Below are 17,353 nucleotides of genomic sequence, written 5' to 3'. Positions count from 1 at the left end.
GGCGGGTGGCACTGATGCTGATGGTTCTCGCCGCCGCTTACGGGGCCGCGGCCGGACTGCTCATACCGCGGCCCGTCCACCGGATGGCCGTCGAGCCCGAGCAGGAGTGGCGCGCGGCCTGCCCCGGCGGGCATCCGATCACGGGGGCGGCACGCGGCTGGCTGGGGCGGGGGCGCTGTGCGCGGTGCGGGGCGTACGGCCCCGGGGCGCTGCCGACGGCGGCGGCCACCGCCGCGGTCTGCGCGGCCCTGGCGGCGGCCACCGGGCCCCGGCCGGAACTCGCCGCCTGGCTGGTGACGGCGCCGGTCGCGGTGCTGATGACGATCGTCGACTGGCGGGTGCGGCGCCTCCCGGACGCGCTGACGCTGCCGCTCGTGGTGGTCCTGGCGGGGGCGCTGGGGCTGGTCGGCCTGCTGACGGGGGAGACCGGGGCCTGGCGGCGGGCGCTGCTCGCCGGGCTGCTCCTCGCCGCGTGCTACCTCCTGCTCTACGTGGTCAACCCGTCGGGCATCGGGCTGGGGGACGTCAAGCTGGCGGCCGGACTGGGGGTCGCCCTTGGGTGGTACGGCTGGCGCACCCTCGTCACCGGCGGCGCGGCGGGGGTGCTGATCGGCGCGCTCTACGGGGCGGGGCTGCTGCTCGTCCGACCCGGCGCCCGCAAAACGGCCATGCCACTCGGGCCCTTCATGATCCTCGGGGCGTTCGGCGGGCTGCTGCTGGGCGCCGCCGCGGCCGGCTGACCCACCCCCGCGCCCGTCCCGCGCGCAGCCGCCCGCATACGCCGGAGTGATCTGCGCCACGCCGCGGCGCGCGCCGGTGCACGCAGCACACCCTTCGCGGGGTTATGGTGGAAACCCCCCCTCGGGCCGGTCCGTATCCCCCCCACGGACCGGCCCGCTTTTGTTTCCGCGCCCCCAGTGGCCTGTCCGGTGGGTCAGGGTCGGACAGGCCCTAGCGTCGGGCCCAGATGTTCACACCGTCCGTCGTCTTCGCGAACTGGTCGATCTCGGTCAGTTCGGCGTCGGTGATCTTGGGGGCGTCGAGGGCAGCGATATTGGCCTCCAACTGGGCGACGCTGCTGGCGCCGATGAGGGCGGAGGTCATCCGGTCGTCGCGCAGCACCCAGCCGAGGGCGAGCTGGGCCAGGGACTGGCCGCGGCGGGCGGCGATGTCGTTCAGGCCGCGCAGGCGTCGTACGACCTCGTCGGAGAGCAGGTTCGGGTCCAGGGACTTGCCCAGGGAGGCCCGGGAGCCCTCGGGGATGCCGTGCAGGTACTTGTCGGTGAGCATGCCCTGCGCCAGTGGAGCGAAGGAGATGCAGCCCATGCCCTCGTCCTCAAGGGTGTCCAGCAGCAGGTCGTCCTCGATCCAGCGGTTGATCATCGAGTACGAGGGCTGGTGGATCAGCGCGGGGACGCCCATGTCGCGCAGGATGCCGGCCGCCGTACGGGTCTGCTCCGCGTTGTAGGAGGACACCCCGGCGTACAGCGCCTTGCCCTGCTGGACCGCGGACGCCAGCGCGCCCATCGTCTCCTCCAGCGGAGTGTCCGGATCGAAACGGTGCGAGTAGAAGATATCGACGTAATCGACACCCATCCGCTTCAGCGACGCATCCAGTGACGAGAGGAGGTATTTCCGCGAACCCCATTCGCCGTAGGGGCCCGGGTGCATCAGATATCCGGCCTTCGTCGAGAGAATCATCTCGTCGCGGTGGCCGCGGAAGTCCTGCGCGAAGATCTTTCCGAAGTTCAGCTCGGCCGACCCGGGTGGCGGACCGTAGTTGTTGGCCAGATCGAAGTGGGTGACGCCCAGGTCGAAGGCCCGGCGCAGGATGGCGCGCTGGGAGCTCAGGGTGCGGTCGTCCCCGAAGTTGTGCCAGAGTCCAAGGGAGACCGCGGGGAGTTTGAGTCCGCTGCGGCCCGTTCGCCGATACTTCATCGAGTCGTAGCGGGAATCCGCGGCGCGGTAGTCGGTGCCAGTCATACTCATCTCCCTATCACGTACCTGTGACATACCTGATTGGGCTGTTGTGACAGCCGAGAAGTAAAGTTGCCCACTTGAGGCGACGGGGCGACCGCCATTCGGCACGGAGGGGCTGGACCACACATGCTGCGATCTTCCGGGGTGCGCATCCCGTATCCGCCTGCACTGCGCAATCTGGTCTACCGGCTGTACGCGCGACGGGTGGAGGGCCGCCTGGACCACGCCCAGGTGCCCAAGCACATCGGCGTCATCCTCGACGGCAACCGCCGCTGGGCGCGGGCCGACGGGCGGACGACCGAACAGGGCCACCAGGCGGGTGCCGCCAAGATCGGTGAACTGCTGGGCTGGTGCGAGGAGACCGACGTCGAGGTCGTCACGCTCTGGCTGCTGTCGACGGACAACCTCGACCGGCCCGAGGCCGAGCTGACCCCGCTGCTGGGCATCATCGAGAACACCGTGCGCGATCTGGCCGCCGACGGCCGCTGGCGGGTGCACCACGTGGGCAACCGGGACCTGCTCCCCGAGGCCACCCAGAAGGTGCTCAAGGAGTCCGAGCAGGCCACCGTCGACAACAGCGGCATTCTGGTGAACGTGGCCGTGGGCTACGGCGGCCGGCAGGAGATCGCGGACGCGGTGCGGTCGCTGCTGCTGGACCACGCCGAGCGCGGCACCTCCTTCGAGGAACTGGCCGAGATCGTCGACATCGACCTGATCTCCGAGCACCTCTACACCCGCGGCCAGCCGGACCCGGACCTGGTGATCCGCACCAGCGGCGAGCAGCGGCTGTCGGGCTTCATGCTGTGGCAGAGCGCCCATTCGGAGTACTACTTCTGCGAGGTCTTCTGGCCGGCCTTCCGGAAGGTCGACTTCCTGCGCGCGCTGCGCGACTACGCGGCCCGGCACCGCCGCTACGGCTTCTAGGGCATACGGCCCGTTCCGGGGCGTATGTCGCGTCCCGGGGTGTATGACGCGAATGCCCGGCGTCGCGTGAGGCGGCTCCGGGCCGCCCGGCCACGGGACCGCCACGGACCCGCGCCGGGGGCACTTCTGACGCACCCTCTCCTGGCGGTCACCCTGGTGGACTCCGCTCTCCCTGGTGATCAGGCGTAACCAAAGGTTCATCGCCCGTGCGTCATATGCCGTGGCATGGGGGCGGGGGTTCGAGGGAATATCCCTTCCAGGTCGGCGTCCGGAACAAGCCATCGGGCGCCGCATCTCAGCGGACGGCATGGGGCCGTCCGCCCGGGAGGCCCTTTGCACATCACGGAGAGCCGTGCGCACCGCACGGGCGACGCGAAGGGCCGGCGCTCGGCCCGCACGTCGTGGCCAGAGCCCGGTCCGGTCACAAGATGGCCGGGGGTCCCGGGGGCTTCGCCCTCCGGGAGCACACCGCCCCGCGACGCCGTCGCACCCCAACCTCATCCGAGGGGGTTCGTCCACCCGTGGTGAACAGCAAGCAGCGCCGTGAGAACGACCGGCGCACTTATGTCCTCGACACCAGTGTGCTGCTGGCGGATCCAGGCGCCATGGCCCGCTTCGACGAGCACGAGGTCGTGCTGCCGGTCGTGGTGGTCACGGAGTTGGAAGCCAAACGGCACCATCCCGAGCTCGGCTACTTCGCCCGGCAGGCGCTGCGGCTGCTGGACGAGTACCGAGTCCAGTTCGGGCGGCTGGACGCGCCCATCCCCATCGGGGAGCTCGGCGGGACGCTCCGGGTCGAACTGAACCACTCCGACCCAGGGGTCCTGCCGGCGGCCTTCCTCAACGGCCACCGCTACGGCGACAACGACTCGCGGATCCTCGCCGTCGCCCGCAACCTCCAGGCCGAGGGGTTCGACGTCACGGTCGTCTCCAAGGACCTGCCGATGCGCATCAAGGCGTCCTCGGTGGGCCTGCTGGCCGAGGAGTACCGCGCCGAACTGGCGATCACCGACTCCGGCTGGACGGGCATGGCCGAGCTGACCGTCCCCGCGGACCAGGTGGACGACCTCTTCGCCGACGAGACCGCGTACGTACCGGGAGCCTCCGAACTTCCGGTGCATACCGGACTCGTGCTCCAGTCCGAGCGCGGCCGGGCGCTCGGCCGGGTCACCGCGGAGGGCGCGGTCCGGCTGGTGCGCGGCGACCGGGAGGCGTTCGGCATCCACGGCCGCAGCGCCGAACAGCGGATCGCGCTGGATCTGCTGCTCGACCCCGACGTCGGCATCGTCTCGATGGGCGGCCGGGCCGGTACGGGCAAGTCGGCGCTGGCGCTGTGCGCGGGCCTGGAGGCGGTGTTGGAGCGCCGGCAGCACCGCAAGGTGATGGTGTTCCGCCCGCTGTACGCCGTCGGCGGGCAGGAGCTGGGCTATCTGCCGGGCAGCGAGGCGGAGAAGATGAGCCCCTGGGCGCAGGCCGTCTTCGACACGCTGTCCGCGGTGACCACCAAGGACGTCGTCGAGGAGGTGGTGGGGCGCGGCATGCTGGAGGTGCTGCCGCTGACCCACATCCGCGGGCGGTCGCTGCACGACGCGTTCGTCATCGTGGACGAGGCCCAGTCCCTTGAGCGGAATGTGCTTTTGACGGTTCTGTCCCGGATCGGGGCCAACTCCCGGGTGGTGCTGACGCATGACGTCGCCCAGCGCGACAACCTCCGGGTCGGGCGGCACGACGGAGTGGTCGCGGTCGTCGAGAAGCTGAAGGGGCACCCGCTCTTCGCGCATGTCACGCTGAACCGCTCGGAGCGTTCGCCGATTGCGGCACTGGTGACCGAAATGCTGGAGGACGGCCAGATCTGACCGATTGTCCGAATCTGACCCTCTGTAGGGGCGCGCCGCCCGGTGGAGCGAAGGAGCTTAGCCGGGCGGCGTTCTGCTGCGTGCGGATATCCGGAAATCCTTGGCGGCAAACAAGGTGTGAGCTTTCACACCCGGCCGGGAATTGATTCCCGGTGTGTCGTTCGGGCAGAGTCTGGGTCCTGTCAGGCCCCGCATACGGCACACACACCCTTCGGGGTGCCTCCGGTCGAGCGAACGTGAGACCGGGGGAGGTGTAAATCCACGAACTTCATAGCGAGTCGTCGTATGCCGCCCGAAAGCACCACGCGGACCCCGAGGGGGACGTACCGGGCCAGTGCCTCCCGTGACCAGCCGGTCCCGCCCGCTCAACAGGGGCCGGAACAAGGGGAGGCCAGCGCCAGGGGCACGATTGCGTCCGCGAGGTCACCTAAGCGGGCGATGCTGGAAGGAAAACGTGTGAGCCGGATCTCGGTCCGGGGATTCGCCGTGGCATCCGCCACCGCGGTCACCACCGTCGGCGCCGTCGTCGGCGTCGCCGCAGGACAGCCCGCTTCGGTCGGCAACGCCGAGGCCACCGCTGCCGATGCGACGATCGCCGACATCCCCGCGGGCGCTCAGGCGCAGGTGCAGACGGCTTCCCTGACGCAGCAGGCGGACGACCAGTCCACCCAGGCGGACGCGGCAGCCCTGAAGTCCGCACAGGAAGCCGCCCGCAAGGCAGCCGCGGAGACCGCACAGAGCAAGAAGGACGCCGCGGACGAGGCGAAGGCCAAAAAGGAAGCCGACGCGCGCAAGAAGAAGGAGCTGGCCGCGTCCCGCTCCGACGCGCGCGACGACCTCGGCGACCTCGTCGGCAAGAGCTCGTACTCCATCGCCGACACGCAGGCCATCGCACGCCAGATGGTGGCGGGTGACCAGTTCCAGTGCTTCAGCAACATAGTGGACCATGAGTCCGGCTGGAACTACCAGGCCACCAACGCCTCCTCGGGCGCCTACGGGCTGGTCCAGGCGCTGCCCGGCTCCAAGATGGCCTCGGCCGGCTCCGACTGGCAGACGAACCCGGCGACCCAGATCAAGTGGGGCCTGAACTACATGAACGACCGCTACGGCAGCCCCTGCGGCGCCTGGTCGTTCTGGCAGGCCAACAACTGGTACTAGGCCCGCCGGCCGCACCACGGCACATCCGAAACCCCCGAACGCGACCGCGTCGGGGGTTTCGCGCATCCCGCACAGGTAACGTCGTGCCGTCAGTGTGTGGTGCGTGGGAGGGGAAGAGGAAGGGACATGTCCAGATTGCCTCAGTGGGTCGGTGGCCTCGGCGCCGGTCTGACGCGGCTCTCGCAGCGGCTGGAGGAGCAACGCCGCCGCGCGGAGGCCGCGGCGGCTGCCGGGGACACGGAGGAGCTGAGGCGTGCCGAGCGCGCTGAGGCGCGCCCGGCCAACGGGTCGCCGGCCAACGGTTCGCCCGCCAACGGCTCACCGGCCAACGGCTCACCGGCCGGTGACGGCCCGGTGGGCACGCTCATCGCCACCCGCCCGGCGCGGCAGGCACCGGAGCCGGCGGACGGCGTGCCGCACCCGGGCGTCGAGCCCGACCCCGAGCCGCCGGTCGCCGCCCCGCGCCCGCCGGAGTCGGTGCCCGCGCCGCCGGCCTACGCCCCGGCCGTCGCGGCCCGCCCCGACCCGGTGGCCGCCGTGCCGTGGGGCGTACGGGTCGCCGCCGAGGTGGGCTGGCGGCTGCTGGTGCTGGCGGCCACGCTGTGGGTGCTGGCGCGCGTCATCACCAGCATCGAGCTGGTCGTGCTGTCGTTCGTCGCGGCGATGCTGATCACCGCGCTGTTGCAGCCGACGGTGGGCTGGCTGCGCGGGCGCGGGCTGCCGCGCGGGCCGGCGACCGCGCTGACCTTCATCGGCGGCTTCGTCATCATGGGCCTGGTCGGCTGGTTCGTGGTGTGGCAGGTCCAGGACAACATCGACTCGGTGTCCAGCCGCATCCAGGAGGGCATCACCGAGCTCAAGGGCTGGCTGCTGAAGAGCCCGTTCCATGTGACCGAGAGTCAGATCAACAGCATCGCCAAGAACCTGCAGGACGCGATCGGCGCCAACACCGAGGCGATCACCACGGCCGGACTGGAGGGCGTCACCGTCGTCCTTGAGGTGTTCACCGGCATCCTGCTGGCGATGTTCACCACGCTCTTCCTGCTCTACGACGGGCGGCGGATCTGGGAGTGGGTGCTCAAGCTGGTCCCGGGCGCGGCCCGCGAGGGCGTGGCGGGCGCCGGGCCGCGGGCCTGGCGGACCCTGACGGCCTATGTGCGCGGCACGGTCATCGTCGCGCTCATCGACGCCATCTTCATCGGCATCGGCCTGTACTTCCTCAATGTGCCGCTGGCCGTCCCGCTCGCCGTGTTCATCTTCCTGTTCGCCTTCATCCCGCTGGTCGGTGCGGTGGTCTCGGGCGCGCTGGCGTGCGTCGTCGCGCTGGTGACCCAGGGCGTCTTCCAGGCCCTGATGGTGCTGGCGGTGGTCCTGGCCGTCCAGCAGATCGAGGGCCACGTCCTGCAGCCGTTCATCCTGGGCCGGGCGGTGCGGGTCCATCCGCTGGCGGTGATCCTGTCGGTCGCCGCGGGCGGACTGGTCGCGGGCATCGGCGGCGCGGTCGTCGCCGTCCCCCTGGTGGCGGTCACCAACACCGTCGTCGGCTATCTGCGGTCGTACTCGCGGGAGCAGGCGGTGCGGATGTCGGTGGCGCCCCGCGGAGCCACCGCGATCGGTGTGGCCCCGACGCCGCCCCCGGTGAGGCGCGCGCCCGAGGAGTCCGGCGGCTGAGCCACCGGAGCCGGCCGGGCGCCCGGCCGGGGCGGGACGGTCCGCATACGCGGAACCCCGCGGGACACACAGCGTGTCCCGCGGGGTTCCGTATGAGCGTGGCGTTGCCGACTACTCGGCGAGCGCGGCCTCGGCGTCCAGCGTGGCGCCGACGGCCTGCAGGACGGACGCGATCTTGACGGCCTCCTGGATCGTCTCGCGGTCCACACCGGCCTTGCGCAGCACCTGCTCGTGCGAGTCCAGGCACATACCGCAGCCGTTGATGGCCGAGACGGCCAGCGACCACAGCTCGAAGTCGACCTTGTCCACGCCCGGGTTGCCGATGACGTTCATCCGCAGACCGGCGCGCAGGGTGCCGTACTCCGGGTCCGACAGCAGGTGCCGGGTCCGGTAGAAGACGTTGTTCATCGCCATGATGGCGGCGGCCGACTTGGCGGCGGTGTACGCCTCGGCGGAGAGGTTCGCCTTCGCCTCGGGCTCCAGCTCGCGCAGCACCTTCGGCGAGCGCGAGGCGATCGCGCAGGCGAGCACCGTGCCCCACAGCTGCTGCTGCGGCAGGTCGCTGTTGCCGATCACCGAACCGAGGTTCAGCTTCAGGTCCTTGGCGTAGTCCGGAACGGCGGACTTCAGGTCATCGAGAGCCATGGGTGTCACTCACCGGCCAGCAGGGAGACCGGGTCGAGGGTGTCCTCGCCCTTGCTCCAGTTGCACGGGCACAGCTCGTCCGTCTGGAGGGCGTCGAGGACCCGCAGGACCTCCTTGGGGTTACGGCCGACGGAGCCGGCGGTCACCATCGTGAACTGGATCTCGTTGTTCTGGTCGACGATGAAGACGGCGCGCTGCGCGAAGCCGTCCTCGCCCTCGATGCCCAGGTCGCGCATGAGCTCGTGCTTGGAGTCGGCGAGCATCGGGAAGGGCAGGTCGGTCAGGTCCGGGTGGTCCTTGCGCCAGGCGTGGTGCACGAACTCGGAGTCGCCGGAGAAGCCGAGGATCTGGGCGTCACGGTCGGCGAACTCGTCGTTCAGCTTGCCGAAGGCCGCGATCTCGGTCGGGCACACGAAGGTGAAGTCCTTGGGCCATGCGAAGACGATCTTCCACTTGCCCTCGTAGGTCTTGTGGTTGATCTGCTCGAACTCCTTGCCCTTCTCCAGCGAGACGCAGGCAGTGAGGTCGAACTCGGGGAACTTGTCACCGACAGTGAGCACAGGCTCTCCTTGTTGCGCAGAAAGTCCCTTGTGGGGTCTTTCAGTCTTTTCTTTGAGGCTTGGACGATTGCCACCCTGACACAGCTGGCATTGATCAGGGAAATAGCTAGACTGGTTGATGTTGATCGGAGGTGGTTATCAGTGGCTTCACCGGCGAGTCAGAGCGGCCGGCCCCGCCAGCCCAGCCTGGCCCAGCTGCGGGCGTTCGCCGCGGTGGCCGAGCATCTGCACTTCCGTGAGGCGGCGGCCGAGATCGGCATGAGCCAGCCCGCGCTGTCCGGTGCCGTCTCGGCGCTGGAGGAGGCGCTGGGTGTGCAGCTCCTGGAGCGTACGACCCGCAAGGTGCTGCTCTCCCCGGCGGGGGAGCGGGTGGCCGCCCGCGCCCGAGTGGTCCTGGAGGCCGTCGGCGATCTGCTGGAGGAGGCGGAGGCGGCCCGCGCCCCCTTCACGGGAGTGCTGCGCCTCGGCGTCATCCCGACCGTCGCGCCGTACCTCCTGCCGGCCGTACTGCGCCTGGTCCACGACGCCTACCCCGACCTGGACCTCCAGGTGCACGAGGAGCAGACCGCCTCCCTCCTGGACGGCCTGGCCCACGGCCGCCTCGACCTGCTCCTGCTGGCCGTCCCCCTCGGCGTCCCCCAGGTCACCGAACTCCCGCTCTTCGACGAGGACTTCGTCCTGGTCGCGCCCAAGGAGCACTGGCTCGGCGGCCGCGGCGACATCCCCCGCCAGGCCCTCCAGGAACTGGACCTGCTGCTGCTCGACGAGGGCCACTGCCTGCGCGACCAGGCCCTGGACATCTGCCGCGAGGCGGGGCGGGACGAGAACACCCCCGTGACGACGAGCGCGGCGGGCCTGTCCACGCTGGTGCAGCTGGCGGCCGGCGGGCTGGGCGTGACCCTGCTCCCGCGCACCGCGCTCCGCGTGGAGACCGCCCGCAACGACCAGCTCACGACCGGCTACTTCGCCGACCCGGCCCCGTCCCGGCGGATCGCCCTGGCCATGCGCACGGGCGCCGCCCGGCAGGAGGAGTTCGAGCAGTTCGCCCAGGCGCTGCGGGGGGCGCTGCGGGGGCTGCCGGTGCGGATGGTGAAGGGGTGAGGGGCCTCAGGGGCGGGCGACTTCGAGGAGTGCGCCGACGTCGAGGATGATCTCGGCGCCGATGGACTCGGGGAGCGTCACATGCTGCCCGGGGGCGTGGACGCTGTGGTTGCGGTACTCGTTGGCGAAGGGGTCGGTCAGGACGTGGAGGCGGTCCTTCCTGCGGTCGACGATGACGTAGACCGGGATCTTGGCGATCGCGTAGGCGGCGACCTTCTTCTTCATGTCGGTGACGTAGTTGGAGGAGGTGACCTCCAGAACCAGCCGGAAGGCCACCGGGTCGTAGCAGTTGGACTCGATGTGGTGCTCGCGGTAGTCGGCATCGACGACGGAGAGGTCCGGGATGGCGAAGTCGTCGGGGCCGTCCGGGAGCCACAGGCCGATGGCTTGGGCTACTCGTGTTTGTGCACCGTGCGCGGCCGCGAACGCGAAGGTGAGGTCGGTCAGTGAGTCGGCGTGCGGGCCGTCGGCGGGCGGCGTCACGGTGAGTTCTCCCCCGATGATCTCGATGCGGTAGCCAGGGTTCCGCTCGGTGAGCCGCGCGGCTACCTCAAGCAGGCCGGGCAGTTTGCCGTCATGGGGGTGCTCGACCGCTGCGGCAGACATGGCGCCTCCTAGTGGCTGGTATCGAGGCCATCATCGTAGGCACGGGCGCCCGCACGCGTCTCGTACGGTGACGTTCACCCGTTCGAGAGAGCGGGCGCCCCAGGGGTCGTCCTACGCCTCGGCAGCCGCCCTCGTGTACGTCAGGAAGGCTGCGCCGCTCTTGAGGACGGTGTGGTCCGTGAGGTTCCAGGTGCGTGGGTCGAAGGCGGTGTCGCGGGAGAAGAGGGGGATGCCGTTGCCGATGGTGAGGGGGCCCAGCTTGATCAGGAGCTGGTCGATCTCCGGGTAGAGGACGCCGGCGAGTTCACTGCCGCCCATCAGCCAGATGTCCCTGCCCTCCTCGGCCTTCAGCTCGCGCACCTTGGCGACCGGGTCGGTGGCGACCAGTTCCACGGCCGGGTCCGGGCTCTCGGTGAGGGTGCGGGAGAAGACGAGGTGGCGCAGGTGCGGGTAGGCGTCGGTGAGGCCGGCGCGGAGGCCGATCTCGTAGGTGCGGCGGCCTTCGAGGACGGTGTCGAAGCGGGTGCCCTCCGCGGTGACGCCGAGGGCCGAGCGGGCCTGCACGGGCAGGATCTCGGGCAGCTCGGTGATCAGGTGCTGCAGATAGTCCTCGGCGATCGGCCAGAAGCCGTCCGGGCCGGTGGGGTCGGCGCCGTCCGGGCCGGCGATGAAGCCGTCGAGGGTGGACGCGATGCAGTAGACGAGTCGGCGCGGTGCGCGCATGAGGAGCCCCCGGGTGTCGCTCGGCGCCGAGGCGGCGCCGGTGTGGGGACATGATCCCTCATGATCATTCCGTGCGGAGGCCCTCGGGGCGCATCAGGCGCCACAGCAGGGGGAGGGAGAGCGCGGTGACGGTGAGGATGACGGCCGCGGCGGTGGCGGTGAGGGTGAGGATGCCCCACCAGTCGGGCAGCAGCGGCCGGTCGGCCATGTGCAGCAGCAGCGAGCCCAGGGCCAGACCGCAGGTGAGGGCCAGGGCGAGGCCGAGGGCGACCGGCAGGGCGGTCTGCCACAGCAGCGAGCGGGCCAGCACGCCGCGAGGGGTGCCCAGGGCGTCCAGGGCGGACAACAGGCGGGCGCGTTCGCGGAGTTGCTCGACGGCGGTGATGAGCAGGCCGCAGCCGATGAGCAGCAGGACGGCGACCGCGCCGGCGGTGAGCGCGCGGCGGGTGAGGCCGAGGGTCTCGTCGGGGGCGGCGTTGCGGTAGACGCTGACCTCCGCGCGGGCGTCGATCCGGGCGGCGGTGTTGCGGAGGCGTTCGAGGGCGTCGGGATCGCCGGGGGCGAGCCGGACCAGGACCGTGAGGGTGGGCCGGTGCAGCAGGGTGGGCGCCAGTGCCTTGGGAGTGGCCAGGACGGTGGGCGTGGGCAGGCCGAGGGGTGTGCCGCGGTCCGCGACGGTGGTGCGGCGGGCGGTGGGCGGCACGGTCCAGACGGCGGACGCCCGATGGTCCGTCGGGCCGAACGCCGGCTCCAGGGCCAGGCGTTCGCCGGGGCGGGGGCCGCCGCCCTCGGGGCCCCCGGCCAGGAAGACGTCGCCGTCGGAGCAGGCGCCGATATGGGCCTGCTCGCGCAGCGTGGGGCAGTCGGCGACGGTGAACGGGTAGGGCTCGGAGGTGGCGTCGGCGGATGTACCGGCGTCCGGCCGCTGGTGCTGCGGGCGGTAGGTGTCCGCGTAGCCGGTGACGAGGGTGCGGAGGGCGAGGACGCCCGGGGTGGCGCCGAGCCGGGCGGACATCCCGGGGGCCCGCTCGGCCGGCAGCGTGCCTTCCCGGGTGGTGACCTCGGTCCAGGGGGTGGTGGCGGACGGCGCGCCGAGGCCGGTCCACACACCGGCCAGGAGCAGCTGGACGGCGATGGCGCCGGCCACCGCGACGGTGATGCCGCTGACCGAACGGCTGGCCGCGGTGGAGGTCAACTGAAGGCGGCGGACCGCCAGTTGCCAGGACTGGCCGCCGAACCCGGCGCGGCCCAGACGGGCCACCGTGGCGTCCAGCAGCCAGGGCAGCAGCGCCGCGATGCCCAGCAGGAGCAGTGCGGTGCCGAGGATCAGCTGGGCGCCGGCGGCGTCGCCGGAGCGCAGCCCGCCGGTCGCCTGCGGCAGCAGCAGCGCCACTCCGGCGGCGGGCAGCAGCGCCCGCCACCACAGCCGGCGGCGCAGCGGCGGCGCCGTACGGGTCACGCCCAGCGGCTCGACGGTGACCCGACGCAGGGTCAGCAGGGTGACGGCGACCGTGCACAGGGGGACGGCGAGTGCGACGACGGCGGCCAGTACCGGGTCGGGGACCACGTCGGAGGGGAAGACGCCGAGGCCGAAGAGGGTGAGCGAGGACAGCGGGACGCGGACGGCGAGCAGGAGCGCGGCGCCGCCCAGCAGGCCCAGCAGGGCGCTGGTGAGGGTCTCGCCGGCGGCGATCCGGCGGGTGGTGCGGACATCGGCGCCGACCAGGCGGAGCGCGGCGAGCCGGCGGTCGCGGCGGTCGCCGCCGAAGCGTACGGCGGTGGCGATGAAGACGGCGACGGGGGCGAGCAGCGCGACGCAGCCCGCGGTGATGGCCAGCATCACCAGGGGGCTCGCCCGGAAGAGAGTGTCCCGGTCGCCGAACGCGGTGATCCGCTCGACCCCGGCGCCGGGCCCGCGCAGGCTGTCGCTGCCTTGGTAGTAGCGGAGTTCGGCGGGGTGGGTCAGGCCCGCGTCGGCGATCCGGGCCGTCACCCGCAGATCCGCGAAGCGCTCCTTGAGCAGCGCCCCCTCGGGGGAGGCGAGCAGTTCGGCGAGGGCGGGGGAGACGGCCAGTTCGCCGGGGCCGGGGAGGCGGGACAGGCCGGGCGGGACGGGGGCGCGGGGGCCTTCGGGCTGTACGAGTCGGCCGTCGAGGGCCCGCTCGTGGAAGGCGCCGTACAGATCGGCGGTGAGCAGGGTGCGGTCCGAGGGGCCGGTGCCCTCCGCGGCGGGCACGACGGCGCGGGCCGCCTTGCGGTCGACGGCGGCGTGCAGCACCTGGGGGACGGCGGCCGCCAGCAGCAGTACGAAGACGCCCAGGCCGACGCCGAGCGCCGTCAGGGCGGTGCGCAGCAGCCCTTCGCGGCCGCCGGTGAGCGCGAAGCGGGCGCCCAGGGCGAGGTCGGTGCACCAGCGGCGGGGGCCCGCGCCCCGCGCGGGGTCCGGCCGGGACCGGTCCGGCGGCATCGGCGCGCTCACTCCGTCCGCAGCCCCTCCGGCCGCATCATCCGCCACAGCGGCGGCAGGCTCAGCGCCGTCACGAAGAGGATCACCCCGCCGCCGATAGCGGTCATCGCGCCGACCACCAGCCAGTCCACGACCACCGCGCTGTCGATGATCGACAGCAGCAGCGACCCCAGCGCCAGCCCGCAGCCCAGCGCCAGGCCCAGGCCGAGCACGACCGGGATGGCCGTCTGCCACAGCACCGACCAGCCCAGGGTGGCGCGGCGGGTGCCGTGCGCGTCGAGGGTGGACAGCAGGCGGCGCCGCTCGTAGAGCTGCTCGACGGTGGCGATGATCAGGCCCGCGCCGATCAGCAGCAGAGTGATCACGGCGCCGACGAACAGTCCGTTGCGGACGCTGGTGTACTGCCCGTCGTGCGGGTTGTCGACCGCGGAGAACTCGTTCATCGCCGGGTCTATCCGGGCCGCGGTGTTGCGGATGTGCTCCACCGCGTCCGGGGTGGCGCGGTCGAAGTCGACCTTCAGTTCCATGGTGGCGCCGGCGAGCCGGGCGGGGTCGATCGCGGACGGGGTGACCAGCAGGTCGTACATGAGGCGGTCGGGGCCGTGCTGGGGCCCGAGCAGCCGGGCGGAACGGGTGGTGCCGGGGATCTTCCAGGGGCGCGGCGCCACCGGGTCGTCCGCGACGAGCGGGGCGTTGAGGTCGAGGGTCCCGCCGGGCCGTGTGGCGGGGTCGCGGCGCGGGGCGTCGGTGAGGTAGACATCGCCGTCCCGGCAGGAGCCCAGGCGGGCCAGTTTGCGCAGTTCGGCGCAGCTGCCGACGGCGAGCGTGGTGGGCGGTGCGTCGGACGCGGGGCGGCGGCCGGCGCCCGGCATCCGGCCGGCGAGTGCGTCGACGGTGCCGCGGACCGCGGTCACCCCGGGGGTGGCGCGCAGCGCGGTCAGCGCCCGCTCGGTCCGCTGCCAGTCCTTGGCGTTGCCCCACAGTCCGATCCGCGGGACCTTGCCGGACTCGGCGTAGGCGTGCGCGTAGCCGGCCTGCATCCCCGTCATCAGCATGTGGATCGCGATCGCGCCGGCCACCGCGACGGTGATGCCGCTGACCGCGCGGGTCGCCGAGCCGCTGCTCAGCTGCAGGCGGCGGACGGCCAGTTGCCAGGGGACCGGGCCGCCGCGCAGGCGGCCGACCACCGCGTCCACCAGCCAGGGCAGCAGCGCGGTGACGCCGAACAGCAGCAGCATCGCACCGGCCGCGAGCCGGAAGGTGGCCAGTGGGGTGCCGGCCCAAGGCCGCTCCCAGATCAGCGGGACCAGCAGCGCGGCGCCCACCACGGGCAGCGCGAGCCGCCACCACAGCCGGCGCCGCACGGGCGGGCGGTCGCGGACGACGCCCAGCGGCTCGACGGTGACGGTGCGTTGGGCGAACAGGGTCACCAGGACCGCCGCCGCCGGGACCAGCAGCGCGATCAGGGCCGCGGCCGCCGGGCTCGGCGTCAGGTCCGAGGGGAAGACGTTGATGTCCCAGAGCGTGATCACCGAGGCGAACCGGCGGCCGCCCAGGAACAGCGCGGTGCCCCCGACGAGTCCCAGCAGCGCCCCGAACAGCGCCTCGCCGGAGGCGATCCGGCGGGTGGTGCGGATATCGGCGCCGACCAGGCGCAGCGCGGCCAGCCGGCGCTCGCGGCGCTCGTTGCCGAACCGTACGGACGTCCCGATGAAGACCATCACCGGCGTCAGCAGCGCCACACACGTCATGATCACCAGCAGCACGGCGGGCGCCTGCATCGGCGTCGGATCCCAGCTCTTGCCGAAGTGGTCGATGCGGTAGCCGTCGGGCGCGGCGAGCGTGGCGCTCTGCGCGAAGAAGGTCAGCTCCTGCGGGCCGAGCAGACCCTGGTCGCCGATGGTGCCGGCTCTCTCGTAGTGCAGCCGCTCGCGCAGCAGGGCGCCCTCGGGGGAGTCCAGCAGCTCCTTGAGCGCGGGGGAGACCAGCATCCGGCCCGGTCCGGGCAGCTGCCGTACGCCGGGCGGCAGCGGCGGACGCGCGCCGTCGGGGCGCACCAGCCGGCCGCGGATCGGCGTACCGCGGAAGGTCGTGTCGATCGAGGTGTAGCGCAGGGTGTTGTCGGCGGGGCCGGGCTCATGGCGCTGCCCGAGGTTCTCGCGGTCCTGCTCCCGGCCGTGCCAGGAGGCCATCATGGCCGGGACGGACGAGCCGAGCAGCAGCACGGCCACGCCCAGCGCGACGCCGGCCGCGGTCAGCGCCGTACGGATCCAGCCCTCGCGGCCGCCGCCGGCCGCGAACCGCATGCCCATCACGAGGTCGCGGGCCCAGACGCCGGGGCCGCCGCGCGGGGCGGCGGGCGGCACGGGCGGGGTGGGCGCGCGCTCGTCGCCGCGCCCGCCGTCGGTGCCGGCGGGGGAGCGCAGCGGGCTCATATCAAGCCCGCCAGCATGTCCTTCACTTTGCCGTCGCGGACGACGATCTCCCGGTCGGAGTAGGCGGCGACCCGGGATTCGTGGGTGACCAGGACGACCGCGGCACTGGTGTCGCGGGCGGCGTCGGTCAGCAGGGTCAGTACGCGTTCGCCGTTGAGCGAGTCCAGGGCGCCGGTGGGTTCGTCGGCGAAGACCACCCGGGGGCGGTTGACCAGCGCGCGGGCGACCGCGATCCGCTGGCCCTGTCCGCCGGAGACCTCGCCGGGCCGCTTGTCCCGGATGTCGTCGACCTCCAGGCGCTCCAGCCACTCGCGGGCCTGTCGTTCGGCGTCCTTGCGCTTGGTGCCGTTCAGGCGCAGCGGGAGGGCGACGTTCTCCAGGGCGGTCAACTCCGGTACGAGTTGGCCGAATTGGAAGACGAAGCCGAAGTCGGTGCGGCGCAGGGCGCTGCGTTGGGCGTCGGTCATGGCGGTCAGTTCGCGGTCGCCGTAGCGGACGGTGCCGGAGTCGGGGCCGATGATGCCGGCGAGGCAGTGCAGCAGGGTCGACTTGCCGGAGCCGGAGGGGCCCATGACGGCGACGACCTCGCCGGGGTGGATGGAGAACTCCACGCCGTCGAGAGCGGGCGTGGGGCCGTACGCCTTGCTCAGCCCCTCCGCCGCGAGCAGGGATCCCTCCGGCGTCATGCGCCGACCGCCTCCGCCAGCTTGCCGAGCCGGGCGGCGGTCAGCTCCAGCCAGCGCAGATCGGCCTCCAGATGGAACAGCGCGTGGTCGCAGATCAGCTGGTCGGCGAGGTCGCCGCCGCGCTTGCGCTCGGTCAGCCCGCGCATCAGCCGCAGATGCTCGGCGCGCTGGGTGTCCAGCAGCTCGGCGGCGTCGCGGTCGGTCAGCAGCGCCAGGACGACCTTGGTGTAGAGCGTCGACTGCAGATACGGCTCGGGCTTCTCGGGACGGGCCAGCCACTGGGCGACGTCGGTGATACCGGCGTCGGTGATCGCGTACCGCTTGCGCTCCGGGCCGGCGCCGGCCTCCACGCCGTCGACCTCCACCAGGCCGTTCTTCAGCAGCCGGGACATCGTGGAGTAGACCTGCCCGTAGTGCAGCGGGCGGTCCTGGCCGAAGTGCTCGTCGAAGGCCCGCTTGAGGTCGTAGCCATGGCGGGGGCCGGACTCCAGGAGGCCCAGCAGCGTATGACCGATTGACATGCCGACCACCTTACTCGTGG

Annotated in this window: 15 protein-coding genes; 6 read left to right on the top strand and 9 right to left on the bottom strand. The window is 72.2% G+C overall.

The window, feature by feature from the left end; genetic code table 11:
• The first annotated feature begins 14 nt into the window (after nt 1-14).
• Entirely contained in the window at nt 15-740 is a 726-nt protein-coding gene (locus tag ACZ4NB_RS10725) for a prepilin peptidase (protein ID WP_467660335.1), read from the top strand.
• Between the two features lie 211 nt (nt 741-951).
• Here the strand turns inward: ACZ4NB_RS10725 and mgrA are convergent, their stop codons facing one another.
• Nucleotides 952-1,983 (bottom strand): L-glyceraldehyde 3-phosphate reductase, encoded by a 1,032-nt coding sequence (mgrA, locus tag ACZ4NB_RS10720; protein ID WP_467660096.1) that lies wholly within the window; start codon nt 1,981-1,983, stop codon nt 952-954.
• 123 nt (nt 1,984-2,106) lie between these two features.
• Between mgrA and ACZ4NB_RS10715 the strand changes: the two genes are divergently transcribed.
• The 4 genes from ACZ4NB_RS10715 (at nt 2,107) to ACZ4NB_RS10700 (ending at nt 7,589) form a co-directional block, all read left to right on the top strand.
• Nucleotides 2,107-2,904: an isoprenyl transferase gene (locus ACZ4NB_RS10715; RefSeq protein WP_393489352.1), complete on the top strand. Its 798-nt coding sequence runs from the start codon at nt 2,107-2,109 to the stop codon at nt 2,902-2,904.
• 521 nt (nt 2,905-3,425) lie between these two features.
• Nucleotides 3,426-4,760, top strand: coding sequence for a PhoH family protein (locus tag ACZ4NB_RS10710; RefSeq protein ID WP_467660095.1), 1,335 nt, complete (start codon nt 3,426-3,428; stop codon nt 4,758-4,760).
• 456 nt (nt 4,761-5,216) lie between these two features.
• On the top strand, nt 5,217-5,918 hold the full coding sequence (locus tag ACZ4NB_RS10705; protein ID WP_467660094.1) for an aggregation-promoting factor C-terminal-like domain-containing protein: 702 nt from the start codon (nt 5,217-5,219) through the stop codon (nt 5,916-5,918).
• Between the two features lie 126 nt (nt 5,919-6,044).
• The gene (locus ACZ4NB_RS10700) at nt 6,045-7,589 is read left to right on the top strand and encodes an AI-2E family transporter (protein WP_467660092.1); all 1,545 of its coding nucleotides are present in this window, start codon (nt 6,045-6,047) and stop codon (nt 7,587-7,589) included.
• 111 nt (nt 7,590-7,700) lie between these two features.
• On the opposite strand, the gene ACZ4NB_RS10695 is transcribed toward ACZ4NB_RS10700, so the two are convergent.
• Together ACZ4NB_RS10695 and ACZ4NB_RS10690 are read right to left on the bottom strand one after the other, a co-directional pair.
• Nucleotides 7,701-8,234, bottom strand: coding sequence for an alkyl hydroperoxide reductase (locus ACZ4NB_RS10695; RefSeq protein WP_384432387.1), 534 nt, complete (start codon nt 8,232-8,234; stop codon nt 7,701-7,703).
• A gap of 5 nt (nt 8,235-8,239) precedes the next feature.
• Nucleotides 8,240-8,794 (bottom strand): peroxiredoxin, encoded by a 555-nt coding sequence (locus ACZ4NB_RS10690; RefSeq protein WP_393489340.1) that lies wholly within the window; start codon nt 8,792-8,794, stop codon nt 8,240-8,242.
• Between the two features lie 141 nt (nt 8,795-8,935).
• Here ACZ4NB_RS10690 and ACZ4NB_RS10685 point away from each other — a divergent pair, with 141 nt between their 5' ends.
• Nucleotides 8,936-9,895 (top strand): LysR substrate-binding domain-containing protein, encoded by a 960-nt coding sequence (locus tag ACZ4NB_RS10685; protein WP_467660089.1) that lies wholly within the window; start codon nt 8,936-8,938, stop codon nt 9,893-9,895.
• Between the two features lie 6 nt (nt 9,896-9,901).
• Here ACZ4NB_RS10685 and ACZ4NB_RS10680 read toward each other — a convergent pair whose 3' ends face one another.
• The 6 genes from ACZ4NB_RS10680 to ACZ4NB_RS10655 form a co-directional block, all read right to left on the bottom strand.
• Complete coding sequence (locus ACZ4NB_RS10680) at nt 9,902-10,501, bottom strand: Uma2 family endonuclease (RefSeq protein ID WP_467660087.1); 600 nt, start codon at nt 10,499-10,501, stop codon at nt 9,902-9,904.
• A gap of 111 nt (nt 10,502-10,612) precedes the next feature.
• Nucleotides 10,613-11,224: a dihydrofolate reductase family protein gene (locus ACZ4NB_RS10675; protein WP_467660085.1), complete on the bottom strand. Its 612-nt coding sequence runs from the start codon at nt 11,222-11,224 to the stop codon at nt 10,613-10,615.
• A gap of 64 nt (nt 11,225-11,288) precedes the next feature.
• Nucleotides 11,289-13,703, bottom strand: a complete 2,415-nt coding sequence (locus ACZ4NB_RS10670; RefSeq protein WP_467660083.1) for an FtsX-like permease family protein — start codon at nt 13,701-13,703, stop codon at nt 11,289-11,291.
• On the bottom strand, nt 13,700-16,126 hold the full coding sequence (locus tag ACZ4NB_RS10665) for an FtsX-like permease family protein (protein WP_467660081.1): 2,427 nt from the start codon (nt 16,124-16,126) through the stop codon (nt 13,700-13,702). The genes ACZ4NB_RS10670 and ACZ4NB_RS10665 overlap by 4 nt, the downstream gene beginning before the upstream one ends.
• Complete coding sequence (locus ACZ4NB_RS10660) at nt 16,123-16,812, bottom strand: ABC transporter ATP-binding protein (RefSeq protein WP_467660079.1); 690 nt, start codon at nt 16,810-16,812, stop codon at nt 16,123-16,125. Before ACZ4NB_RS10660 ends, ACZ4NB_RS10665 begins: the two co-directional genes overlap by 4 nt.
• Entirely contained in the window at nt 16,809-17,333 is a 525-nt protein-coding gene (locus ACZ4NB_RS10655) for a PadR family transcriptional regulator (protein ID WP_393489326.1), read from the bottom strand. Before ACZ4NB_RS10655 ends, ACZ4NB_RS10660 begins: the two co-directional genes overlap by 4 nt.
• Between the last annotated feature and the right edge of the window lie 20 nt (nt 17,334-17,353).

It is taken from the genome of Streptomyces sp. NPDC026575, from assembly GCF_055567415.1.
Note: the sequence above shows the minus strand (reverse complement) of the source record. Positions and strands in the feature narration are given on the sequence as shown.